This window comes from Limnohabitans sp. (assembly GCF_040401135.1).
Taxonomy (GTDB): Bacteria; Pseudomonadota; Gammaproteobacteria; order Burkholderiales; family Burkholderiaceae_C; genus Limnohabitans.
Genome location: NZ_JBBAOV010000001.1, coordinates 14,417 through 37,929, shown reverse-complemented (window position 1 = coordinate 37,929; position 23,513 = coordinate 14,417). Strand labels below are relative to the sequence as shown.

Below are 23,513 nucleotides of genomic sequence, written 5' to 3'. Positions count from 1 at the left end.
CGGTACTTAACGGCTGACTCTTTCGCGTTGCTCCAAACGACCAAACAAATCCACCATCCATTCCACGCGTTCATCGAAACTACGAGAAGGCAAAGTCCAAGGCTTTTTCTGGGTCAATGGTTGACGCTCCCGACTCACGATATCTACCAAATAATGGATGGCAGGTACAGGGCTCAAAGGCACATCGGGTACTGCTGGGGTTTTTAATGCGACGGCCGTGGCTCGCGCAATCAAAACCAGTTTGCGCGGCGTTGAAACCACGGTGCGGTGGCTCACAGAATCAAGACCCTCGCGGTCTAATTGACTGCCGATCTCGGCATAAACCAAACGGGCAGCCTGAATGGCAGGACGACAGTCCCAAGGCAACTCAGACAAACCAAACTCGCCCCGCCGGTACAGCGCGTCAGCACGTAACAACAAGCGCTGGGTGAAACCCGCAATGCGTGAATCAAAAACAGGATTTGCCAACCAAGCATCTGCGTCCATGCCAATTTCGCGGAACCATGCGCGAGGAATATACAAGCGCCCCATGCGCGCATCATCGCCAATGTCTCTGGCGATGTTGGTTAATTGCATAGCCACGCCCAGCTCGCTTGCGCGTGCAATAGCGGTGTCGGTGCTTGCGCCCATGATGATGGACATCATGGCGCCAACAGTGCCAGCCACTCTGGCGCCATAGGCTTCGACATCTGCCAAGGTTTCGTAGCGACGGCCTTGTGAATCCCACAAGAAGCCATCCAACAAGGCCTCTAGCAAGCCAATAGGAATCCCGTATCGATGAACCACCACGGTCAAAGCGCGGTCAGCGTCTTCTGCACCAGGACGCCCTGCATAGATGGCCGCTAAGCGCGACTTTAAATCGGCCATGGCCAGAACCGGATCGTCGCCTTCGTCGATGGCATCGTCGGCCAAACGGCAAAATGCATACAGGGCAATGGCGGGGGGCCGAACTCGCACAGGCAATAAGCGTGATGCTGCGAAGAAGGACTTTGAACCACCCCGCATCAACGCTGTGCACGCCTCTAAGTCATATGGCAAGGACACGGGCGGCGAGTTTAAAGTTGGATCAGACAAATGATTTGACATCGGGGACCACCTGTTCAAGCATTTTTGCGGACATCAACACACTGGGCACGCCTGCACCTGGCTGACTACTGGCACCCACCATAAATAAACCTTCTATATCTTGGCATCTGTTGTGGGGCCGGAACCATGCACTTTGAACCAAGATGGGTTCGAGACCAAAACCTGCACCTTTGTATGACCACAGGCGGTCTTGGAAATCTTGCGGCGTGGTGACTTTGGACGACACCACGTGCTGCTTCAAATCAGGCAACACACTTTCTTGCAGCACGGTGGCGATGGCATCGCGGTACTGCTCGGTGATGGCGGGCCAATCGGTCTCGCTGCTCAAGTTGGGCACCACCGACAGCGCATAAAAACTGTCGCAACCCTCTGGCGCTAGCGATGGATCGGTGGCGGTAGGTCGGTACAAATACAAACTGAAATCTTTGGACAGCTTGTGATTTTTAAAAATATCTTGCAACAAGCCTTTGTAGCGTGGGCCTAAGACCATCATGTGGTGCGGCACATCTTCGTACTTTCGATTGGTGCCAAAGTACCAAACGAACAAGCCCGACGAATACTTGCCTTTGGCAATGCGCTTGTCGGTCCAATGCTTGCGGTGCTTCGGGTCAATCAGGTGGCGGTACGTCCATGATGCATCGCCGTTGCTCACCACAATGTCGGCAGGCAAGTACTCACCGTTGGCCAACTCCACGCCTTTGGCTCGGCCGTCTTCTACACGAATGCGTGTGACAGGTGCGTTGTAACGAATAGGCACCTGGCGTTCATCAAGCAGCTTCACCAATTCACGCACGATGGCGCCGGTGCCGCCCATGGCAGAGTGCACGCCCCAGCGACGCTCTAAGGAATGAATGAGGGAGTAAACGCAAGTGACGGAGTAAGGATTGCCACCAATAAGCAAGGGGTGAAAGCTCATGACAATGCGCAACTTAGGGTGCTTGATGTGCTTGGCCACCAAACTGTAAATGGAGCGCCAAGCTTGCATGCGAACCAAGCTAGGCATGGCCTTGATCACGTCGCCAATGGTTTCAAAGGGCACCATACCTAGCTCAACAAAGCCCAGTTGAAAACATTTCTCAGAGGCCACCATCAAGTTCTTGAAACCTTGCACATCTTCGGGGCTGAACTTGGCAATTTGCTCAAGCATCTGCGCGTCGTTGTTGCTGTAGTCAAAGTGCGTGCCATCGTCAAACCGGATGCGGTAGAAAGGCGACATCAAGCGCAGATCGACGTGGTCTTTCATTTCTCGACCACACAAAGTAAACAGCTCGGCAATGAGGTGCGGCAGGGTGATGATGGTGGGGCCCGCGTCAAAAGTAAAACCATCTTGCTTGTGCACATAGGCGCGGCCACCTGGAGCGTCGAGTTTCTCCAACATTTGAACGCGATAACCTTTAACGCTCAAACGGATGGCGGCAGCCAGTCCACCAAAACCAGTACCAATCACGATGGCCGTTGGTGAACGATCTCTTAGTTCAGAGTCAGAACTCATAGGGTGGCTTTGACCGCCACCACCATCTGCGCCACCGTCGGTCTTAATTGACTTGTAAAGATTTGTCATGGGAGTCCAAAGGGTTAGGCAACACTGGCGGCACATGCGCCTCAAAGACAACAGGTGTTTGCATGGTTTGTTTTTTACGAATGGCCCAGCGCCACAAGGCCGTGGTGTCTAGCGGCAGTACCAACATCAGGTGCTCAAAAATGGCCAATGCCAACATGGTGCCCACCAAGACCGCGCCCACCAATTGCGCGGGGGTGATCATGGGTTGGTTGGCAAACTCCACCAGAAACCACAAACAGGCACTGGCCGTGACAACCGCAAAAGGGAAAAATGCATTCATTCGGCGGCGCTTGAAGAAGCTTTCCAAATAGGCCAAGTGCGTAGGCAAAAATTCTTCACTCAAATTTCGGACACCAAAGAACAGGTTCAATTTGGCGCTGGTGCGCATGATCCACAAGACCAAATACGTGCCCGTACCCACTTGATTTGGAGCGTCCCAAGTGATCGCCACAATGGCCACGCCCACCAGGAGAATCGCCAACTCGTGCCAAAGCACAGCATTAAAGGACGCTACAAATCGTGGCATTCCCGTTGTGCTTTTCAAGATGGCTGTTTTTTGCGGGCCTGTGATCCACCCTGTGAGAAAACTCAACTCGTTCCAACCCCAAGCCAGCAAGGCACAGGTGAACGCGCAGTAAGCACCCAAAACGCCCGTTTGTTGCGCAGTGTGGGACAAACCGACCAAGGCACCCAACCCCAACGCAGAGGAGATAACCAAACTCATGGTCACCGCCGTCTGCGACATGCGATTTAAAAGAATCACGATACCGGTGCTGAACCACCAGATAAAAATCGCAAATCCCAGCGCAATAAAGGTGTCGGACATCCTTGGCTTTCAGTGTCTATTGGCTACAACATTACCAAGCAGGCACCATGCGAACATCCGCTGGCAGAGCATGGTGCTTGACTGGCAAAAAGTACAAACGAAGAAATGTGAGACCACCCGAAATAGCCCAACGTGCACGCTGTAAATGGCCCACCAAGCCCCCCTTGGCTTTGGCTGCGTCCATTTGGGTTTGCACATAGAACAAGCGCGACAAGCAATCTCTAAAAACTGGGTTGTCGATGTCCAAGCTCACTGGAAAGACTTGCTTGGTGATTTCGTTGGTGATGCGGAACACTTCGTAGTCGTAGGTGGTCGACTCAAGGCCCATCTCTTGGTGCAACATAGGACGGCTGTGGTCACGGACAAACATCGTGGCGTAAACAGCGACCAAGAAAAAGCGAATCCAATACACGTTGCCGCCACGCAGCAAATGCGGGTTGGCACGCATGATCAGTGCAAACGATTCACCGTGGCGAAACTCGTCGTTGCACCAACGCTCAAACCATCGAAAGATGGGGTGGAAGCGCTTGTCTGGATTCCTTTCCAGTTGACGGTAGATGGTGATGTAGCGGGCGTAACCAATTTTCTCGGACAGATAAGTCGCGTAAAAAATGTATTTGGGTTTGAAGTAGGTGTAGGCCTTGGTGCGCTTGAGATCACCCAAGTCGATCCCGAGGCCAAAGTCTTTCAACGACTGATTGATAAAACTCGCGTGTCGCGATTCATCGCGTGCCATGTAACGCATCAACTGCTTGATGTCTGGATTTTCAACATTTTTGAAAATCTCGTTGTACAAAATGCAGCCTGAAAACTCGGAGGTGAGCGAAGAAATCAAAAAGTCTAAAAACTCTTGACGCATTTCTGGGCTGACCTGGGAAAATCTTTCAGCCACTTCCTTGGCAAATTCTTCATCACGCTGAAAGTGATCGTGGTTGTTGTCACCTTCGTATTCCGCCATCATCTTGTCCCACTCAGCTCGCATGGGGGACATGTCCAGCTTGTCCATGGCCGCAAAGTCTGTGGTGTAAAAGCGAGGGCTGAGCATGGTGCTCTCAACCGCTTTTTGGGATGCTTTTTCGGCGCTATCAATGGTTGCTGTGGCTTGCATAAAACGAGACTCCAAGTTTGGAAAAAGTTAAATAAGTTGCTATTTAATCGGGCTTCATGGCAAAAAACCTTGTGAATTCAGCCGCATTGGTAGGGCCAAACGACTCTAAGTCCACGCGCTGCCCCGTGCTGGGATCAAACAAAGTGACCCGACCATCCACTCGGGCAATCAATTCAAAAGGCGCAGTAGAACCAATGCCCCGTGAATATCTTTCTCGGGTCAAGGCACGGAGAGCGCCTCTTACAAAACCTTGCTCGCCGTGCAAGACCACCAACGTGTCACCCGTCATACCATCTTCCACACGGACACCACCGTCATGATGGTCTTGAAAAACAAGCGAGCGTTGCATCGTTGGCGCTGCAGCCTTTTGGTCTGGGCCGTTCCCTGTGATACGAACCAAGCCGACTGAGATGAGTGAGAAAGCAATGAATCCAGCCGCGCAAAACAAAACCCACTGAGGAAAGTGATCGGGTGTGGCTTTGTGGGCCAATGTTGATACGTGAGATGTGTCGCTCATGTCAAACTCACTTGCAACTGATGGGTCTTTGAACTGGTAGCCTGATCACTTGGCGTTGCATTGGCAGCCAAGCCCGTGGCTTGAGTCCAAGCATCTCTCAACTTCTCAGAAACCATTTGCACTTGGGGAATGGCACGCAAAGTTGGTTCTGGCTTGGTCAGGCGCCAAGGCCTCACGCTGGGCCATAAATGAACCCACGCAATGCGGTCTGAACCTTTCAACGCCAAAGTAATGTCACCAAAGCCGCCTTTCAACAAGCCGACATCCGCCGCCGCCACTTGCTTCAAGGGCAAGTTAAAAGACACGGTAAACACAATGCCCAAACGCATGACCACACGCTTGTTGGTCAAGGTGTAGACCGTTGTGCGAGAAGTCATGAAAGCCAGCATCCAAACAGACCCCAGACCCACTAAAGCCAATGGCGCAATCCATTTGACCGACAGCAACACGGCCATGACACTGGCCCCTTCTTCAAGCGCAGGCCACGCGCACGCAATGATGAGCAACGCAAAATAGATGGCCAATTTTTTGATGTGAAAAGCTGATGAGGCCAACGCGGCAACATCTGGCGATCCTTGCCAAACAATGAACTCATCCGAAGGCAGCCTTTCGGGCAAGCCGAACTGGGGTTCAAACTCGTATTCATGGCCAAGGTTTTCGATGGGCATTTTGATTCCTCTTCAGCTATTTATTCAACATGCGTTTGTAGAGCTGTGAATTCTTAAATCAGCGGCTCACTGCGTTTGGGATCGGCATACAAAGTTCCGGCACCGTAGTAAGCGCTGATCATTTCTTCTTCTAATTTAGTCACCTGATCTGGATTTTTTAGAGCAGGTACAGAAGCAAAGTGACGTGCATAAACAGCATGCACTTCAACTTGATTTCTGCGAATCAGGGAAAACGTGATGGGCAACAAAACAGTCTTTCCACCATCAATTTCGACTTCCAAATAACGGAACATCATTTCAGCGGAATCAATCCAAATGTCTTTGACCGTGCCACCTTGTTTGCCGTCACCCGCCATGACGGGCAAGCCGCGCGGATCGACATCTTGCGGTGCGACGGTGTAATCGCTGGCGATCCGTAAAGGTTGAATCAGTGGAACGCCATGAGATGTTCTTTCGGGCACATCTTCGCGCATCGTATAAGCGCCTGGCCCCACGGATGCGATCATGGCGTCCCCTTTGGGCTCAAGAGCGGCAAAAGAGCTGCGACTTATTGGCGCGCCGTTATAAGGCGGCTCTTTGCGTGTGAGGTCAGGAACCGTGACAGTTTTGCCACCTTCGAGTAGGTAGGTTTTAGGGGCTGGAATGGGAAACCCTTTGAACACTGCGCGTCCGCTGCTGGTGGACTCCAGGGGGTAACCCTCGCGATGGCCTTCCGCGACCAGATACCAAATAAGACCAGCAAAAAATATCCAAAATACATAAAGCAGTATTTGCGCTATGTCTACATAACCAGTGATGTTGCCGACTGTTTGCATGATGACTTCTCCTTTGAACAACTAAATGCGTGACTCGGTCAACCCGAGTGTTGAGGGGGCAGCGATTGAAAAAGAGGCGCTGCGTTTGACCAAGGGCCCTACAGCGATCAGGGTGAGGAATAACAAAAGCATTTCGACGTGGTAGACCATGCTGTAAGCCACTGAAGGGTCTGTCAGCCCCTCCCCTAAAAGACCTTGCGCGCTGAGCGTGTTCACGGCATCGCGCAAAGCACCGCCTAAGAACATGGACAAACCGGATGCTGCTGCTTGCACAGCACCCCAAGCGCCCAAGGCCAGGCCCAAGTAAGCCGCCTCTAGACGCATGGCCGTAAACAAAGTACCCACCGCAAACAAGCCGCCGCCAAACCCAATACCAAATGCACCAAATCTAAATAACCATCCAGCATCTAGTGGGGCTGAAAAAATCACGGCAGCAAAGGCCGGCAAACCTGCCAATGCGCCATACGCTGCCAACCGCATAGGGTCTATGCCTTTGGCCAATTGGCGGCCGCCGACAAAAAAGCCCAACAAACCGCCGCCTGACAACATCGCCGTCAACGCACTGGTGGCACCCACACTCAATTTCAAAATTTCACCGCCATAGGGCTCCAGCACAATGTCTTGCATGTTGAAGGCCATGGTGCCCAGTGCGGTGGCCCACAAAAAGCGTTTGGCGTTTGGTATAGCAATGAACTCAGCCCAAACCGCTTTGAAAGGGCGCCGAATTTGGGTCTTCATTGCCTTCAAATGCTCAGGGTTGCGAGGCTCTTGCTTCCAAAGGGCCAGGCCGTTCAGCAGCAACACCACCAAGGCAGTGCCTTGAACGACTTGCACCAAAATTTCTGGTGTGAATTTGGCCAACAAAAAGCTGTACACCAAACTTCCAAACACCGCACCTACCAAGAGCATGGTGTACATCAGGGCCACCACGCGCGGCCGTGTTTCTTCGCTGGCCTGGTCGGTGGCCAAGGCCAGCCCTGCTGTTTGTGAGGTTTGCAAGCCTGCACCCACCATCAAGAAAGCGATGGCTGCAGCGCCTTGACCCACCCAATCAGGCACTGGAACTTGCCCACCGCCCGACAAGACCAACAAGGCAAAAGGCATGACCGCAAGACCCAAAAATTGAATCAAAGTGCCGCCCCACATATAGGGCACCCGTCGCCACCCAAATGCAGAGATATGAATATCCGATTGATAACCCGTGACGGCGCGAAACGGTGCCACCAAAAGGGGCAGCGCCAACATCATCGACACCAACCAAGCGGGCACCAACAATTCAACAATCATCACGCGGTTCAGCGTGCCGATCATCAAGGCGGTGGTGATGCCCATGGTGAACTTGAACAAGGACAAACGTAACAACCTAGTCATCGGCAAGCCTGGGCTGGCCACGTCCGCAAACGGCAGCCAGCCCGCAGGCATTTGCTTGGCAAACTTGGCAAACGTTTTGGATCTCATGAGCGTACCCACTCCATCGCTTTGGATTTGTAAAAACCGCTCGACACTTTGTGTGCGCGTGCGCAATGCCAACTGTTCAATGATTCGTGGGTCTTCATGAGCTCGGCAATACGGGTCTCGGCCATGGGCTCAAGCCAAGGTGCGCGGTCGCTTCTAGGCAACAAGCGCCCCACGGAAATCATCATGGCCAACATGGGTGTGCGCGGCGCAAAAGTAAACACAATCGACTTGCGCGTGCGCTCAGCCAACTGGGCCAGTGCTTGAACCGCGTGGTCGGTTTCGTAGTGAATGATGGAGTCCATGGCCACCACATGGTCAAAGTGGCCCAAGCCTTTGTCGAGCATGTCACCGCTGTGAAACTCAACCAAGTGCGCTATGTCGGCAGGGATTCTTTCCCGCGCCAAGTCAACCAAGGTGGGCGACAAATCAATGGCCACCACTTCAGCACCGAGGCGTGCGGCCTCTACCGCCAAGGCACCCGTTCCACAACCCGCATCCAAAATGCGTTTACCCTTCAGGTCTTGCCCCAACCATGAGACCAAGGTCGATCGCATTTGATCGCGGCCTGCACGCACGGTGGCGCGAATGCGGCCCACGGGCGCATCGGAGGTCAATGTGGCCCAAGCGGCAACTGCCGTGCGGTCGAAGTAGTTTTCGATTTGTCCGCGGCGTTGTTCGTAAGAGATGTCGCTCATTTTCAAAACCTCAATCAAAACCCAACAAATCAAAAATATCGCGGTCTTTCATGGGCACAGCAGAGTAGGCCTCGCCACCCAACCACATGCTTGCAGCCAGTCGCATGTATTCTTTTTGTACCGCCTCCAATTCAGGCGAGTACTCCATTTCAAAGAGGGTTGACTTTTTCAGACGACTGCGGCGAATCACATCCAAATCAGGAAAGTGCGCTGCCAACTTCAGTCCAATGCGGTCGTTGTATTTGTCAATCTGGTCCGTGGCTGCGCTGCGGTTGGCAATGACGCCGCCCAGACGCACGTTGTAATTTTTGGCTTTGGCACCAATGGCTTGCACGATGCGGTTCATCGCGAAGATGGAGTCAAAGTCATTGGCGGTCACGATCATGGCGCGATCGGCGTGTTGCAATGGCGCGGCAAAACCGCCACACACCACATCACCCAACACGTCAAAAATTACCACGTCTGTGTCTTCTAGCAGGTGATGCTCTTTGAGCAACTTGACGGTTTGACCCACCACATAACCACCGCAGCCGGTGCCTGCGGGAGGGCCGCCGGCTTCTACGCACATCACACCGTTGTAGCCTTCAAACACGAAGTCTTCGACACGCAATTCTTCAGCGTGGAAGTCAACGGTTTCAAGCACATCAATGACCGTAGGCAACATTTTTTTGGTCAAGGTGAACGTACTGTCGTGCTTGGGGTCACAGCCAATTTGCAGCACCCGTTTGCCCATTTTTGAAAACGCCGCAGACAAGTTAGACGATGTGGTGCTCTTGCCAATGCCGCCCTTGCCATAAATGGCAAAAACTTTGGCATTGCCGATCTTCACATCGGGGTCGAGTTGCACTTGCATGCTTCCCTCCCCGTCTAATTTGGAATGGCGTTTGACCGTTGGAAACGGCAAGGTTGCGACTGTCATGCTGGGGCTCCTTCATAAACACCTTCAAGGCGATCTTCTAATTCTTCACTTGCATGGCGAAGGGCTTGCAAGGTCTCGGCATCAGGCTGCCAATAGTTGCGTTCAGACGCTTCGATCAAACGGTTGGCTACGCGCGCAGAAGCCGTCGGATTTAGTTTGGCCAAGCGTTCACGCATGGCGGGGTCCAGCATGAACGTCTCAGACAGTTGTTTGTAGACCCAAGGTTGCACTTGGCCTGTGGTGGCAGACCAGCCCATGGTGTTGGTCACATGCACTTCAATTTGGCGCACACCTTCGTAGCCATGCTCCAGCATGCCTTCGTACCACTTGGGGTTCAGCATGCGCGTGCGTGTTTCGATGGACACTTGCTCTTGCAAGGACCGAACAGCGGCATTGCCTTTGGTTTGATCGCCAATGTAGACGGGTGGTGTTTTGCCGCCTTTGGCCACCTTCACCGCTTGGGTGATACCGCCCAAGGTGTCAAAGTAGTTGTCCACGGTGGTGACGCCCAACTCAACCGAGTCGAGGTTTTGGTAGGTCAGCTGCACATCGGCCAATGCGGTTTGCAACAGCGCCGTTTGTTGCACTGCACGTCCCGTGCGACCGTAGGCAAAACTCTTGCGCCGTTTATAGGTTTCGGCCAGTTCGCCCCCATCACCCCAACGGCTGCTCTCGACCAAGTTATTCACATTGGCACCGTATGCACCTTCGGCATTGCCGTAGACCCGCAATGACGCAGTTTCTAAAGTGCAGCCGTGTTCTTGCTGATAGGCCAGCGCATGTTTGCGAATCCAGTTCATCTCCAGCGGTTCATCTGCAGACGCCGCCAGATAAGCAGCCTCGGCCAACAGCTTGATTTGCAAAGGCATGAGATCGCGGAAGATGCCCGACAAGGTCATGATCACATCGATGCGTGGACGACCTAAATCTTCTAAAGATATGAGGCTGGCCCCTGCGATCCGACCATACGTGTCAAAGCGTGGCATGGCTCCCATCAAGGCCAAGGCTTGCGCAATGGGCGCGCCTTCGTTCTTCAGGTTGTCACTGCCCCACAAGACCATGGCAATGGATTCTGGCAAGGGGTTGCCATCTGCACAGTGGCGGTCAATCAACAACTGCGCTTGCACTTTGCCATCGCGAACGGCCATCGCACTTGGAATTCTGAAGGGGTCAAAGCCGTGGATGTTGCGGCCCGTCGGCAACACAGCGGGGGTACGCAAAATATCGCCACCCGGTGCAGGACGAATGTAGCAAGCGTCCAAGGCACGCAACATGGCGGACACTTCAGTGTCAACAGCCAGATGGGCCTGAGGCGCCACCAACTCACGCAACACATCCAAGCTGGCATGGTTGCGCGGCAATCCAGCCGCAACCAAAGCACGCTCTGGGGAATGACCTTCTACCAAGGCCTCCACAGCCGCACGCTCCAGCTGCATGCCATGGTTGGCATCGGCCATGGCCAACAACATGTCAACCTGCTGAGCTGCGCTTGGTGGACGGCCAGCCACATGCAAACCGTGCGGAATCAGCGTGTATTCAAGCTCAAGCATTTCTTCGCCCAAGCGCATCACGGTGCGGTCCAATTCGGCGCCCATAGTGGCAGCGTCCCATGCGGGTTCTGCAGGCACCAGATCAAGCTCGACCGCTTGCGCTTGAATCACTGGCGCAAGGGCTACACGCTCGCTGTTGCCACTTTCCAATGCGCGCCAGCGCTCAAGGGATGACTTCAGCTCGTTCAAGCCTTTGTACAAACCCGCTTGAGCAATGGGGGGCGTCAAGTAGCTGATCAACGTGGCGCCTGAGCGACGCTTGGCGATCGCACCCTCTGAAGGGTTGTTGGAGGCGTACAAATAAATGTTGGGCAAATCGTCAATCAAACGATCGGGCCAGCAAGTGCCGCTCATGCCAGATTGCTTACCCGGCATGAATTCGAGCGCACCGTGGGTACCAAAGTGAAGCACCGCATGCGCTTTGAAATCTTCACGCAGGTAGCGATAGAAAGCTGAGAAGGCATGCGTTGGGGCCAAGCCTTTTTCAAAGAGCAAGCGCATGGGGTCGCCTTCGTAACCAAACGAAGGTTGAACGCTGACCAGCACATTGCCAAACTGTTTACCCAACACGAAGATGGAACTGCCGTTGCTCAACTGACGGCCAGGTGCGGGGCCCCATTGCGCTTCAATTTCTTTGAGCCAGCGCTCGCGATTGACGTGATCGTCAGCCGAAATCAAGGTATGCACATTGGCGTCTGCGCCGAATTGCGACGCATTGCCGTGCAACACGGCATCGCGTAATTCATCCACGCTTGCAGGCACATCGACTTGGTAGCCTTGCGCCTTCATGGCGGTCAGGGTATGCCACAAAGACTCAAAAACCGACAGGTAAGCAGCACTGCCGATGTTGCCCGCATTGGGCGGAAAGTTGAACAACACAATAGCCACGTTGCGGTCTTTGCGCTCGCTGCGCTTCAAGGCCACCATCTTGCTCACGCGTGCGGCCAACATGATGGCGCGTTCGGGGCAAGAGTGCATGTCTTGTGCATTGTTGCTTTCACTAAACGTACAAGCATGGTGGCAGCCGTTGCAGGTCACGCCCGCAGCACCGGGACGGCCACCAAAAACGATGGGGCTGGAGGAGCCGTCAAGCTCTGGAATGGCCACCATGATGGTGCTTTCAACCGGCAGCAGTCCTCGGTCAGAGCCCCCCCACTGGTCGAGCGTCTGAAACTCAACGGGGTGCGCTGCTACGTAAGGCACATCGAGTTTGGCCAAAACCTCTTCTGCGCCTTTGGCATCGTTGTAGGCTGGGCCACCAACCAGTGAAAAGCCACTGAGAGACACCACAGCGTCGACACACACTTGGCCATTTTTGATGAAAAATTCATCGATCGCAGGGCGCGAATCTAAACCAGCAGCAAAGGCTGGAATTACGCGCAAACCTTTGGCTTCAAGCGCTGCTATCACGCCGTCGTAGTGCCCTGCATTGCCCGACAACAAATACGAGCGCAACAACAAAATACCGACGGTGCCTTTGAGCGGAATACCTTTTGGCAACGGCAGTGCTTGAACGTCTTCACTGAACTTGCCACTCATGCGGGGGTGATACACACCCACTTCAGGGTAATCAACCGGCGCCTCCACCTTGACCTTGCCGCGCAGTGATTTACGAGGGCCGTCGGCACCGCGTTCAATCAGGTGACGCACCATGTTCAACACGTTGTCGTCAGAGCCACCCATCCAATATTGCAGCGTGATGAAGTATGAGCGCACGTCTTGCGCTGTGCCAGGGATGAAGCGCAGCAATTGAGGCAATCGGCGCAACATTTTCATTTGTGCAGCACCGCCTGTGGCAGGCTTGTCTTTGCTGCCGCCGCGCAATTTTTTCAGCAGCGCCATGGGGCCGCTGGCAGGTTTGCTCATATCGAACTGACCAAACCGCGTCAGTTGCGTGACCTCGGTCGCACTGGCCATACAAATCATGGCATCGCATGTCATGCGGCGTGCACGCAAGTCGTCCAAGATGGGCAAAAAGTGATCTTCAAGAAACAGCATGCCGCACAAGACAATATCGGCTGTGGCAATGTCTGCCTTGCACTTGGCGATGAGTGCATCGTTGCCAGCGTATTCAGAAGCGGCGTGCAAAGACCAAGTCAGGCCTGGGAAATCTCGCTTCAACTGATCATTCGCGCGATTGAACGAGCTCGCAAAATGCGTGTCCATCGTGACCACCACCAATTTGATGGGGGTGGTATCACGCAGCTTGGGCTTATGACTGTGAGAAGTAAGCTTTAGATTCATAAAGTGTCTCCGTCGTGATGACCGAGATGCCGCGCTCTACAGCGTATTTCTCGGTATTTCTTCGAGCTTTGCCCCGCACGAAAAATGGAATTTTTTTGAGTTCTTTTTCTGCACCCGCATCCCAGCCCGAAAGCGTGATGTTTTCTGAAGTCGTGGCAGCTTTAGCCAATTCGGCTGACACAGCGTGCGTTTCATTGGCTGCGGCAAGCTGGCTTTTTGCATGAACACCGCCGCCCAAATGCGATGGCGCTGCATCTTCATGAAACTCTGAGTCACCCCTGAACATGCCAATCAAATGCTCTTCAAGACCCATCATGAGAGGGTGAACCCAACTGTCAAACAACACGTTGGCGCCTTCAAATCCCATTTGTGGTGAATACCTTGCTGGGAAATCTTGCACATGGACAGGCGCTGAGATGACGGCACAGGGCACACCCAAACGCTTGGCAATGTGCCGCTCCATTTGAGTGCCCAGAACTAATTCGGGGTTCAACTCGGCAATGCGGGCTTCTATTTCTAAGTAGTCATCACTGATCAAGGCGTCGACGCCATAAAGAGCGGCAGCCTCTCTTACATCGCGTGCAAACTCTCGGCTGTAAGTGCCAATACCCACCACCGTAAAACCCATCTCTTGGGCTGCAACACGCGCTGCTGCCACCGCGTGTGTGGCATCGCCAAATACAAATACGCGCTTGCCCGTCAAATAGGTGGAATCTACCGATCGGGTGTACCAAGCGGCACGAGACGTGGCATTGTGAAGTGCGGCGACTGGATCCAGCCCCGCCAATTGCGCCACTTCGCGCACAAAATCGCAGGTGGCGGAATGACCGATAGGAATGGTTTTGGTATGAGGCTGTCCAAAACTACGCTGCAACCACTGGGCACTCAAATTGGCTATTTCGGGGTAGAGCACCACATTGAAATCTGCATCGGCTAAGCGGGCAATATCAGCAGGCGTTGCCGTAAGAGGAGCAACCACATTGATGTCAATGCCGATGTGGGTGAGCAGTTGGCGAATTTCGGCCAAGTCATCGCGGTGGCGAAAACCCAGAGCGGTCGGACCTAGTATGTTGCAGCGAGGCTTAGCCGATTCAGACTTTACAGTTGCGTCTTTTGGCAACGCCAAGTTGCGAACTAATTGATAAAACGTTTCGGATGCGCCCCAATTTTCTTTGCGCTGATACGAAGGTAATTCCAAGGCAACAACAGGTATGGGCAAGTTGAGTGCTTTGCACAAACCACCTGGGTCGTCTTGAATCAGTTCAGCGGTGCAAGACGAGCCTACCAACATGGCTTTGGGCGAAAAGCGCTCAAAGGCTTCGCGTGCAGCTGTTTTGAAAAGCTCGGCAGTATCTCCACCCAAATCACGCGCTTGGAAGGTGGTGTAAGTGACAGGTGGGCGCTTTTGCAAGCGCTCGATCATGGTGAACAGCAAGTCTGCATAGGTATCACCTTGAGGCGCATGCAAGACATAGTGCACATCTTCCATGGCCGTGGCCACACGCATCGCGCCAACGTGGGGCGGTCCTTCGTATGTCCAGAGTGTCAGTTGCATGGCCGTGATTCCTTTAAGCAGCCAGGCGCATGCGCCGCAAGAGAGGACGGGTGAACAATTCCGCCAGATCACCCGCTTGGTCGTAGCCCTGAATCGGCGTGAAAACCAACTCGATCGCCCATTTGGTGGTCATGCCCTCAGCCTCAAGCGGATTGGCCAAACCCAAGCCGCACACCACCAGATCGGGATGCAAAGCACGGCAACGGTCCAGTTGCTTTTCAACATCTTGACCTTCTGATAAAAAAGTGCCTTCAGGCAGCATGGCCAACTCCACCGCCATATGCTGACGATGCAAGTAAGGCGTGCCCACTTCCAACAATTTCATGCCTAGTTCCCGCGATAAAAATCGGGCCAATGGAATTTCGAGCTGAGAGTCTGGAAAGAAGAAAATACGTTTGCCATCCAAATGCAATTTGGCACGAGCCAAAGACGCTGCAGCCCTTGCCATAGGCGCAGCCACTGCAGCTTGAAAACGCTCAGGCGTCACACCCATTGCTGTGGCGGCGGATTGCAACCAAGCGGTTGTGCCTTCAATGCCCAGCGGAAACGGCGCTGACAGCAAAACCGCACCTCGCGCTTGCAACACACGGGCTGTATCACCCAAAAAGGGTTGTGCCAAAAGCAAGCGCGTGTTGGCACCGATGGGCACCATGTCCTGCGCACGACGAGGCGGAAAAAATCGAACGCGCTCAATGCCCATGTGGTTCAAGATCCGCACAAACTGGTCTTCCACCACATCGGCCAAGGTACCCACAATGACCAACTCTTGTTCAGCATCGGCAGGAGGCTTTGGCAGGTCGGGCACCATGGAGGCCAGGCATGCGTCCTCGCCTTGGGTGAACGTGGTTTCGATGCCGCTTCCCGAATAGTTCAACACGCGCACGGCGGGTGAGTGCTGTGCAGACAGCCTAGAGGCAGCGCGGGACAAATCCAATTTGATAACTTCGGATGGGCATGAGCCCACCAAAAATAGCAGCTTAATTTCGGGTCGACGAGACAAGAGCTGATGGACCACGCGATCGAGCTCCTCGTTGGCATCGGCCAACCCAGCTAAGTCACGCTCATCAATAATGGCCGTGCCAAAACGTGGCTCTGCAAAAATCATCACGCCGGCTGCTGACTGAATCAGATGCGCACATGTGCGTGAGCCAACGACCAAGAAAAAAGCATCTTGAATTTTGCGGTGCAGCCAAATGATGCCCGTGAGACCACAAAACACCTCGCGCTGACCGCGCTCAACCAGAGGGCTAGCGTCTGTGCAGCCTTTGCCGATGTCAGCGCGGATGGGAATGACTGGGCTCATGCGCTCACCTGAGCAGAAACGTTAACCAGACTGTGTTGCGGCTTTTGCAAACGCGCCATGCGCAGCTTGCGAATGTATTGGGCGGCGTTGATGCCGTAGGTGATGTAGGCAGTCAATGCCAACCACAGTTGCTCTGTGGCTGACCAACTGCCTTGCCACCAGACCCACAAATACGCGGTATGCAAGGCCATGACCCACATGCTGACTACGTCTTCCCAAAAGAAGGCGTGCGCGAAGAGGTATTTGTCAAAAACAACCTTTTCCCAAATACAGCCCGTGATCATGATGGCGTAGAGCACCAAAGTTTTGACCACGACAGAGGCCAAGGCCCAGTCGGTGTTCTCACCGGTTTTTAAGCTGTTCAACACCAAGTAAAGACTGACTAGAAAAACCAAAAACTGCACAGGTGCCAACACGCCTTGCACCATGGTCCAACGAGTGGCATCGCGCTTGGCGCGCTGCTCTGGCGTGTACAAAACCTGTGGCTGAGACTGCTGCATGACCGACCTTCATTGCAAATGGACTGACACAACTTTATAGCGGGAAGTGGCAAGTGTCAACCTTAATTGACAATATATTTGTTAACTAGGGATTACACTTAATGCGGATTTATGCAACTTGCATGAAACTAGATTCGTCTAATAAAGATGGGGGGTCGCGGTGAGTCAATTGAAATTTAATAAATCTAGTACTTCGCCAGATCAGGCATGGACACCTGTGTCTCAAGACAACAATTTGAAGTACAGATTAGGTACCAGCCCAAGACTTGTAGGCGGTACAACGTTTGCCAAGAGCGCAGTGATTGATCAAGCCCAGGTGCAACTGCTCTCTCAAGCGGCCGTCACAAGCATGGACGAGACTCGAAAAATCTTGATGCAATGGCGCCGACAGGGCCAGTGCTTGGCAGATATTTATCTCTATGGCATTGCCGAGTGCGCAAAACTAATTGGAGAACTATGGTCCTCTGACCAACTTGACTTTGCCAACTGCACCGTGGCTCATACACACCTACACCGAGCCATGCACGAGTTCAGCCCGCAATTCTTGTCTGAGGGATGCGCTGAATCGAATGGACGAAGTCTGCTGATCATGAATGAGCCTGGCTCGCAGCATGGCTTGGGAGTGTTCATGTTAAGTGAATTCTTCCGGCATGCAGGCTGGCGAGTCCTGCTGGTGGCGCCAGAAGATATTGCAGATTTCAAACGCGCATTTCTATCCGATTGGTTTGATGCCGTGGTGCTGTCCATCTCAACAGACCGACACATCAATACGGTTGCCAAGGCGGTGTCTGAATTGCGCAAAGCCACGGTCAATCCCAACTTAAAAATATACGTTGGCGGGCCTATGGCGCACACGGCGTCGGACATGCTGAATTGGGCTGGAACGTCACTTCTCTTCACCGACGCAGCTCAAACCGTGGAACTTGTCACACAAGCCGCTCTTACTGCTTCTGCATTAGCTTCAAGGACGGCGGCCCCCAATAGATCATTCCTTAATATTAAGGAATTAAGCCAAGTAACAAGAATGTGACGATAGAATTAGTCAACTTGAAATGTCACTACTAAATAAAAAGCTAAATTAATCAATGAACTTCATCGACCTCGAAGCTGCTAATTTTTCTAAGCTTTTGGGCGTGGTTTCTGACGTGAGTTTAGTGATCAGCCCCAAAGGCGTGATCGAGGATGTGTCAACCGGACAAGACACCATGGCCACCTTGGGCTGTCAAAGTTGGTTAGGTAAGCGGTGGATAGACACCGTGACCACCGAAAGTAAGAAAAAAATTGAAACCTTACTTGCTGCCCAACCTGAAAGTCAAAATTTACTTTGGCGTCACGTCAACCACCCGATGCCTTCTGGCGGTGAAGCCGCGATTCAGTACATTACCGTTCCCTTAAAAGATAACAAACTTTTAGCAGTGGGCCGCAACCTTGAGCGCCTTGCCGAACTGCAACGAAGATTGGTTGAAACGCAACAGTCCATGGAGCGCGATTTCTTAAGGCTTCGACACATTGAAGCGCGTTATCGTGTGCTGTTTGAAACCTCGCCGGAAGCGGTGTTTATGGTGGACGCGAATTCATACCGTTTGATTGAAGCCAATGCTGGCGCCCAATCTCTTTTCAAAGACGCGGGCAAAAGATTGGTGGGGCGCGATTTTCGAGATTGCATTGACAGCGAAAGTCAAGGCGAAGTTCAATCACTGCTGAGAACTGCTTTGGCGACGGGGCGCATTGAAATGTGTTCGGCCAAACTATCAGGCTCTAAGTTGCCCCTCACAGTGTCTGCCACCGTGTTCAGGCAAGAGGGCGGTGCGCAGTTTTTGGTGAGGCTGGCCAAGCGTGAGCCCGCTACTTCGCATCTGACAACAGACGCCTCCCTAGTTTTGAGCCAAGCCATGGAGCACTTTCCAGATGGATGGCTACTGACCGACACATCAGGCACCGTTAAAAGTGTGAATGAGGAAGGCATGGCGCTTTTGGGGGCGACGGCGGCGTCACAAGTGGTTGGCCAGTCGTTAGAAGGTTGGCTGATCCGCGGTGCAGTCGATTGGGGGGTTCTTAACACCTCTTTAAAGCAACAAAAACCCATCAGAAACTTCGCCACCGAAATCAGAACTCAGGCCGGCATGACGCTTCCCGTAGAAATCTCAGGCATGTATTTGGCAAAGCCAGAACCACTCTTTGTGATATTCGTGAGAGATTTAAATCGGCGTTCGCAGCTATCCGCACCCGCCTCTCAAACCTTACCCAATCCGTTCGCCGACCTGTCCCAGTTGGTGGGCCGACGTCCAATCAAAGACATCGTCGGCGAGACCGTCGATACGATTGAGCGTATGTGCATCGAAGCTGCTTTAGATCTCACGCACAACAACCGCGCCTCTGCTGCCGAAATGCTGGGACTGTCGCGCCAAAGTTTGTATGTCAAACTTAGAAGATTTGGAATTTCCTCCGAAAATGATTTGGACTTAGACGCCAGCACGAGAAATATGGATACTTAAAGACTCTCGTTTAACCTTGGTTGTAATATTTGTCTTGGACAACTAAGGGTTACTGATACTAGTGAGCCTTCTTGGAATTGTTAAGAATAGAGACTTAGTAGTGGATCGGTTTGCTATTTTGCTGGTATCTAAATACCCCGATCAACCTTCTACTTGAAGGTGCGCTAACTATCCTCTAGGAATTTAAATGCCTAAGCTGAATAGTCTGCAGCGATTAAACGTCCCAGCATCGGCGAATGATGAGTGCAAAGAATCTCTCCACGATGTGATCGTGGACCAGCTCATTCCTAGGCTCTTGAATTCTCAAAACTACAGCGAGCGCTTGGTAACCCCAGAAGTTTCTGGCGCCAACCATGGGGCATTGCTTGAATTCAGTGACTTCACTGATGCCTGTCGTCAAGGCGATTCTTTGCGGGTCAATCAAATAGTTAACTCACTGATCGCACAAGGTCTGACGCAGGAAAGAATTTTCTTAGACTTGATCACACCTGCTGCCCGGCACTTAGGCACGCTTTGGGACAATGACTTGTGCAGTTTTACAGATGTGACATGCGGCTTAGCCATCATGCACCATGTCATCTACCGCCTAGGCTACGAGTTTCGTGATGGCCCCCATGTGAGGGGCGAGCAGACCAATGTGATGATGTGTTGCGCACCGGGCTCTTTGCATCTTTTGGGCGCCACCATTGTGGGGGACTTGTTCAGAAGAGAAGGTGCGAGTGTGGTGATTGAAATTTCATCTACGCAGCATGAGTTGGTTCGTGCGGTTGCCAATGAATGGTTTGATGTGATTGGCATTTCTGTTGCTATTGAATCTCAATTGCTTCAATTGAAATCGCTTGTTCAAGAGCTCAAGAAAAGTTCGGGCAACCCCAATGTCAAAGTGCTTTTAGGTGGGCCTATTTTTATGTTGGTGGATGCGACGGCTGATATGTTTGACGCGGACACGATTGCCAAGGACGCCAAGGAAGTGGTGTATTTGCTCAAGAGCTTTGCAGCCAAACAGCCAACTTAGTTTTTATCAAGCCCGCCTTGGCATTTTCCAAGGCAACATCAACCGGACCGGCCATGACACCAGCCTTGGAACATCCAAAGTTTCATGTACGGCAGTGAGGTCTTCTCCCAAAAGCCGCGTCCTTAGCAATGACCGGGCATAAAACGGTGTGTCTTCCAGGGTGCTCACAATCTCAGGCGAGGCATTAGGTTCACTGCACATGGCGCGTTTGATGCGCCAAGCTGAGGCAGGCAACGCAAAGCGAGCAGGCGCTTCAAAAGGTGTGTAACTTCCGTCTGGAGAGAATCTTTGCGACACCACTCGACCTGGTCCTTTTTTGGGCCTTACGTCATACACCACACTGGTGTCGCCATTGGCCATTTCGGCACGGGCCCAGTCCCAATCCCAAAACCCTTTTTCAACGGGCTCATCGCCTTCATTCGAGTCCAAGTAAGCATGTCCACGCCAACTCAAGCGCGGGTTGTCCATTTCAACTTGAACGCGTGAGCAAGGGGCAATAGGCCCCCAGCGATGCAGCCCCTCGTTGTCTAAAGCCGTGACAAACCGACAAAGGCCCTCGGGTCGAACCGTCACGCGACCACGCACTCGCTTGGGCAAAGGCACATTGATCTCATCGATGTCAATCACCAAATCTTGGCCATTCCAGTGCAAACTGCTTGGCCCTATTTTGTAGTGGTGAGCGCTGCGATGGATGTGCTGACGACCACGCTCGGTCATGGTCCAACGCTTGCCGCCCTTGCCATACAAGGCCACATTCAGGGCGCAGAAATTCTCAGGATCAGCCACACCCCCTTGAAGGCGTCGAGCCAGCGCGTAATAAGGCGAAAAAACGCTTCCTACAAAAGCAATGATGGACAAGCCATATTCGCCGTCATCGCTCAACGCATCGACATACCACCAGAGATAACCACCCGGCGGGACGGCTTGGTCAAACCTAGGTCCTCCATCAGCGTCGCGGCCGCCAAACGTCCCGACATGGCGGCCATCGGCACGCCCGGCCCCGGGTGAACGCTCCCCCCCGCCGTGTAGAGGCCCGGCACTTTGCTGCGCGCAGAGGGGCGACGAAAGGCCGACATCCAACCGTGGGTCGCCTGACCATAAAGCGCTCCCCCACTGCCCGGAAAGAGGCGGGCAAAGTCCTGTGGCAAGGTTCGCACCACCTGCTGTGGCGTGACTTCGATCTCCAAGCCACAGCGACGCATCAGCGCCATACTGCTTGATTCGCATGCTTGTATCTCCGATGTATTGAATGAATGAATGTCGCCATCAGGAGGCGCATTAACAAGGCACAAAATTCTTTCTAAGGCGGGTTCAGCGAGTCCAGTGTCGTTGCGATCTTGTGCGCAAACGTATACCGTGCCCTGGGAAGGCAGTTGGCGTTTATGAAAAATATCCTCAAACTCGGCTTGGTAATCTTGGTTAAAAAATACGTTGTGTCGCACCAACGGAAACCCACTGGTTTTAGCGTGCATTGACAACGTCATGGCGGACAGAGATCTCAGATTGGGCGGCACGGGCTCGAAGCTTGTGCTGATCGATGACCCAAGCATGCCGCTGGCCAATGCAGCCACATCCCCGTTAAAAATCACATGGTCAGCTTCGATGTGTTCACCTGAAGAAAGCTGCACACCACAGACCTTGCCCTGCGATGTCAAGATCTGCGAACAGGCAACACCATAACGCGACTTGACACCATGCGTTTCGCCTAACTTTGACAAGGCAGATGCAACTTGAAACATCCCGCCCTTGACGGACCAAACCCCATCTAACTCGACCTGCGCGACCAACATCAGCGTGGCAGGCGCAGACCAAGGCGATGAGCCGCAATAGGTGGCGTAGCGGCCAAACAACTGTTGCAAACGCGGGTCATGAAAATGTCGACCCAGGCTTTGCCATAAGGTGGCAAATGGGCCCAAGCCAGTTAAGGTGGCCATGCCGCTGAAGCCTAAGTCGCTCACCATGCTTACAAGGCTCGGCCGCTGACTGCGGATATAGGGCTTTTCTAGCGTGTCATACAAGCGTTGCGTTTGCTGACAAAAGTTGAGGAACCGTCGTGCCTCTTGCGGGCTGCTGAATTGTGCAATCGCATCTGCGGTGCGCGCCGTATCCGAATACAAATCTAGTCTTTGCGGACTGGCGTCCCAAGCATGCCGAGCTAGAACATCAATGGGCTCCAATTGCAAAATATCTTCTAGTGATGTGCCTAGCGTTTCAAGCATTTGGTCCAACACCCAACGCATGGTGAAGACTGTGGGGCCACTGTCCACGCCCACACCATCGACTAGCACTTGTCTAATTTTTCCACCCGGTTGACTGGCGCTTTCTACAAGAGTGACATCGAGGCCGCGATGCGCCAGCACCAAAGCACTGACCAAGCCGCCAATGCCTGCTCCCACCACCACCACGCGAGGGGTACGCTTAGATTTATGCATAGTGCTTTCCGCGCCATTGGCCTTGAACCTGCAAAGGCACAAAACGGGCAAACATAGATTCAGAAAAATAACCATTTTTTTGAGCCGCTTGAATCGCCTCTAGATGTGAGCCCGTTCTTGCGTAGGCGTTCATATCGTCCACGCTATCCCAGATGCTAAAAGTAGCTTGCCGAAAAAAAGGAGCTTCGCCCAACCCCACAGCCAATTGGCATCCAGCAACACCCTCAAGCGCGGTTTGAGAAGGTGGCGCATGCCGCCAAAAAGCATGTGCCTTGCTGAACTTGATAGAAGCCCTAGTCAGCGCTGCCACTGGGCCGTGCACCGGGGGCTCGGCAGTGGCTTGCATACACGTGCCATCCCAACTGCCGCGACATGAAAATGTTTTCAGAGTCGCCCAACAAAACTCCTGCGATCGTTCTTGATAAGCATGAACCAGAGGTGAATATGCAAGAAAATCATGTGCTGTTTGATCCGACTCAAAAAGCGCAAACACACCTTGGCGAGAAGGACTTGGACGCAGGTCAAAACCGCCTTCATAGCCGCTGCCCAATACTTTTGAAAAGAGTAGTCCAGGCACCCTCTTCAAAGCGCGAGGTCCTTTCACAATGCGTGACCAGCCCCATAGCCTAGAAGCATCAGCAATGTCGGCCAGCAAGACAACGGCCGTTTGGCCGTCACTACCTACTTGTTGCGCATTGCTCATGACTGAATTTCCATTAAAAAAGGCCTGCACCGCAACGGGTGCAGGCCTTGTGATTTTCAGAGT

The 23,513-nt window shown here is 53.0% G+C and carries 20 protein-coding genes; 3 read left to right on the top strand and 17 right to left on the bottom strand.

Translation table 11 applies throughout. The features are described from left to right. Nucleotides 1-6: 6 nt before the first annotated feature. Genes ABWP81_RS00175 through bchF form a run of 14 tightly spaced genes read right to left on the bottom strand, consistent with a single transcriptional unit; the run spans nucleotide 7 to nucleotide 16,805 of the window. Nucleotides 7-1,044: a phytoene/squalene synthase family protein gene (locus tag ABWP81_RS00175; protein WP_353132396.1), complete on the bottom strand. Its 1,038-nt coding sequence runs from the start codon at nucleotides 1,042-1,044 to the stop codon at nucleotides 7-9. A gap of 22 nt (nucleotides 1,045-1,066) precedes the next feature. Next, nucleotides 1,067-2,647 (bottom strand): phytoene desaturase, encoded by a 1,581-nt coding sequence (locus ABWP81_RS00170; protein WP_353138031.1) that lies wholly within the window; start codon nucleotides 2,645-2,647, stop codon nucleotides 1,067-1,069. After that, nucleotides 2,622-3,473, bottom strand: coding sequence for a putative photosynthetic complex assembly protein PuhE (gene puhE / locus ABWP81_RS00165; RefSeq protein ID WP_353138028.1), 852 nt, complete (start codon nucleotides 3,471-3,473; stop codon nucleotides 2,622-2,624). The genes ABWP81_RS00170 and puhE overlap by 26 nt, the downstream gene beginning before the upstream one ends. A gap of 31 nt (nucleotides 3,474-3,504) precedes the next feature. Beyond that, nucleotides 3,505-4,581, bottom strand: coding sequence for a magnesium-protoporphyrin IX monomethyl ester (oxidative) cyclase (acsF, locus tag ABWP81_RS00160; protein ID WP_353132387.1), 1,077 nt, complete (start codon nucleotides 4,579-4,581; stop codon nucleotides 3,505-3,507). Between the two features lie 43 nt (nucleotides 4,582-4,624). Then, the gene (gene puhC / locus ABWP81_RS00155; RefSeq protein WP_353138025.1) at nucleotides 4,625-5,098 is read right to left on the bottom strand and encodes a photosynthetic complex assembly protein PuhC; all 474 of its coding nucleotides are present in this window, start codon (nucleotides 5,096-5,098) and stop codon (nucleotides 4,625-4,627) included. Beyond that, complete coding sequence (gene puhB, locus ABWP81_RS00150; protein WP_353138022.1) at nucleotides 5,095-5,766, bottom strand: photosynthetic complex putative assembly protein PuhB; 672 nt, start codon at nucleotides 5,764-5,766, stop codon at nucleotides 5,095-5,097. Before puhB ends, puhC begins: the two co-directional genes overlap by 4 nt. Nucleotides 5,767-5,819: 53 nt before the next feature. Beyond that, nucleotides 5,820-6,581, bottom strand: a complete 762-nt coding sequence (puhA, locus tag ABWP81_RS00145; protein WP_353138019.1) for a photosynthetic reaction center subunit H — start codon at nucleotides 6,579-6,581, stop codon at nucleotides 5,820-5,822. Nucleotides 6,582-6,602: 21 nt separating this feature from the next. Next, nucleotides 6,603-8,039, bottom strand: a complete 1,437-nt coding sequence (locus ABWP81_RS00140; RefSeq protein ID WP_353138016.1) for a BCD family MFS transporter — start codon at nucleotides 8,037-8,039, stop codon at nucleotides 6,603-6,605. Further along, complete coding sequence (bchM, locus tag ABWP81_RS00135) at nucleotides 8,036-8,734, bottom strand: magnesium protoporphyrin IX methyltransferase (RefSeq protein ID WP_353138013.1); 699 nt, start codon at nucleotides 8,732-8,734, stop codon at nucleotides 8,036-8,038. Before bchM ends, ABWP81_RS00140 begins: the two co-directional genes overlap by 4 nt. Before the next feature lie 10 nt (nucleotides 8,735-8,744). Then, nucleotides 8,745-9,653, bottom strand: coding sequence for a ferredoxin:protochlorophyllide reductase (ATP-dependent) iron-sulfur ATP-binding protein (bchL, locus tag ABWP81_RS00130; RefSeq protein WP_353132375.1), 909 nt, complete (start codon nucleotides 9,651-9,653; stop codon nucleotides 8,745-8,747). Next, nucleotides 9,650-13,447: a magnesium chelatase subunit H gene (locus ABWP81_RS00125; RefSeq protein WP_353138010.1), complete on the bottom strand. Its 3,798-nt coding sequence runs from the start codon at nucleotides 13,445-13,447 to the stop codon at nucleotides 9,650-9,652. Before ABWP81_RS00125 ends, bchL begins: the two co-directional genes overlap by 4 nt. Further along, a complete protein-coding gene (gene bchB, locus ABWP81_RS00120; RefSeq protein ID WP_353138007.1) occupies nucleotides 13,416-15,002 on the bottom strand; it encodes a ferredoxin:protochlorophyllide reductase (ATP-dependent) subunit B in 1,587 nt (528 codons plus the stop codon). Before bchB ends, ABWP81_RS00125 begins: the two co-directional genes overlap by 32 nt. A 13-nt stretch (nucleotides 15,003-15,015) precedes the next feature. Beyond that, nucleotides 15,016-16,305 (bottom strand): ferredoxin:protochlorophyllide reductase (ATP-dependent) subunit N, encoded by a 1,290-nt coding sequence (locus ABWP81_RS00115; RefSeq protein ID WP_353132370.1) that lies wholly within the window; start codon nucleotides 16,303-16,305, stop codon nucleotides 15,016-15,018. Continuing rightward, nucleotides 16,302-16,805 carry a 2-vinyl bacteriochlorophyllide hydratase gene (gene bchF / locus ABWP81_RS00110; protein WP_353138004.1) on the bottom strand — a complete coding sequence of 168 codons (504 nt, stop codon included), beginning with the start codon at nucleotides 16,803-16,805 and terminating at the stop codon, nucleotides 16,302-16,304. The genes ABWP81_RS00115 and bchF overlap by 4 nt, the downstream gene beginning before the upstream one ends. 160 nt (nucleotides 16,806-16,965) lie before the next feature. Here bchF and ABWP81_RS00105 point away from each other — a divergent pair, with 160 nt between their 5' ends. The 3 genes from ABWP81_RS00105 to ABWP81_RS00095 all read left to right on the top strand — a co-directional run bounded on the left by ABWP81_RS00105 (nucleotide 16,966) and on the right by ABWP81_RS00095 (nucleotide 20,315). After that, nucleotides 16,966-17,835, top strand: a complete 870-nt coding sequence (locus ABWP81_RS00105) for a cobalamin B12-binding domain-containing protein (RefSeq protein WP_353138001.1) — start codon at nucleotides 16,966-16,968, stop codon at nucleotides 17,833-17,835. A 55-nt stretch (nucleotides 17,836-17,890) separates the two neighbouring features. Beyond that, nucleotides 17,891-19,300, top strand: coding sequence for a transcriptional regulator PpsR (gene ppsR, locus ABWP81_RS00100; protein ID WP_353137998.1), 1,410 nt, complete (start codon nucleotides 17,891-17,893; stop codon nucleotides 19,298-19,300). 187 nt (nucleotides 19,301-19,487) lie between these two features. Beyond that, nucleotides 19,488-20,315 (top strand): cobalamin B12-binding domain-containing protein, encoded by an 828-nt coding sequence (locus ABWP81_RS00095; RefSeq protein ID WP_353137995.1) that lies wholly within the window; start codon nucleotides 19,488-19,490, stop codon nucleotides 20,313-20,315. 6 nt (nucleotides 20,316-20,321) lie between these two features. On the opposite strand, the gene ABWP81_RS00090 is transcribed toward ABWP81_RS00095, so the two are convergent. The 3 genes from ABWP81_RS00090 to ABWP81_RS00080 are packed head-to-tail and all read right to left on the bottom strand — an operon-like array spanning nucleotide 20,322 to nucleotide 23,450. Next, nucleotides 20,322-21,173 carry a carotenoid 1,2-hydratase family protein gene (locus ABWP81_RS00090; RefSeq protein ID WP_353137992.1) on the bottom strand — a complete coding sequence of 284 codons (852 nt, stop codon included), beginning with the start codon at nucleotides 21,171-21,173 and terminating at the stop codon, nucleotides 20,322-20,324. Nucleotides 21,174-21,193: 20 nt separating this feature from the next. Next, a complete protein-coding gene (gene crtD / locus ABWP81_RS00085; RefSeq protein ID WP_353137989.1) occupies nucleotides 21,194-22,747 on the bottom strand; it encodes a 1-hydroxycarotenoid 3,4-desaturase CrtD in 1,554 nt (517 codons plus the stop codon). Then, entirely contained in the window at nucleotides 22,740-23,450 is a 711-nt protein-coding gene (locus ABWP81_RS00080; RefSeq protein ID WP_353137986.1) for a spheroidene monooxygenase, read from the bottom strand. Before ABWP81_RS00080 ends, crtD begins: the two co-directional genes overlap by 8 nt. Nucleotides 23,451-23,513: the final 63 nt, after the last annotated feature.

Coding starts and splice junctions, on each gene's coding strand:
- puhA (WP_353138019.1), bottom strand. CDS start 6,581: ATGCAAACAGTCGGCAACATCACTGGTTATGTAGACATAGCGCAAATA.
- ABWP81_RS00080 (WP_353137986.1), bottom strand. CDS start 23,450: ATGAGCAATGCGCAACAAGTAGGTAGTGACGGCCAAACGGCCGTTGTC.
- acsF (WP_353132387.1), bottom strand. CDS start 4,581: ATGCAAGCCACAGCAACCATTGATAGCGCCGAAAAAGCATCCCAAAAA.
- ppsR (WP_353137998.1), top strand. CDS start 17,891: ATGAACTTCATCGACCTCGAAGCTGCTAATTTTTCTAAGCTTTTGGGC.
- puhB (WP_353138022.1), bottom strand. CDS start 5,766: ATGCCCATCGAAAACCTTGGCCATGAATACGAGTTTGAACCCCAGTTC.
- ABWP81_RS00125 (WP_353138010.1), bottom strand. CDS start 13,447: ATGAATCTAAAGCTTACTTCTCACAGTCATAAGCCCAAGCTGCGTGAT.
- ABWP81_RS00170 (WP_353138031.1), bottom strand. CDS start 2,647: ATGACAAATCTTTACAAGTCAATTAAGACCGACGGTGGCGCAGATGGT.
- puhE (WP_353138028.1), bottom strand. CDS start 3,473: ATGTCCGACACCTTTATTGCGCTGGGATTTGCGATTTTTATCTGGTGG.
- crtD (WP_353137989.1), bottom strand. CDS start 22,747: ATGCATAAATCTAAGCGTACCCCTCGCGTGGTGGTGGTGGGAGCAGGC.
- bchB (WP_353138007.1), bottom strand. CDS start 15,002: ATGCAACTGACACTCTGGACATACGAAGGACCGCCCCACGTTGGCGCG.
- ABWP81_RS00140 (WP_353138016.1), bottom strand. CDS start 8,039: ATGAGATCCAAAACGTTTGCCAAGTTTGCCAAGCAAATGCCTGCGGGC.
- ABWP81_RS00115 (WP_353132370.1), bottom strand. CDS start 16,305: ATGAGCCCAGTCATTCCCATCCGCGCTGACATCGGCAAAGGCTGCACA.
- bchL (WP_353132375.1), bottom strand. CDS start 9,653: ATGACAGTCGCAACCTTGCCGTTTCCAACGGTCAAACGCCATTCCAAA.
- bchM (WP_353138013.1), bottom strand. CDS start 8,734: ATGAGCGACATCTCTTACGAACAACGCCGCGGACAAATCGAAAACTAC.
- puhC (WP_353138025.1), bottom strand. CDS start 5,098: ATGAGCGACACATCTCACGTATCAACATTGGCCCACAAAGCCACACCC.
- ABWP81_RS00095 (WP_353137995.1), top strand. CDS start 19,488: ATGCCTAAGCTGAATAGTCTGCAGCGATTAAACGTCCCAGCATCGGCG.
- bchF (WP_353138004.1), bottom strand. CDS start 16,805: ATGCAGCAGTCTCAGCCACAGGTTTTGTACACGCCAGAGCAGCGCGCC.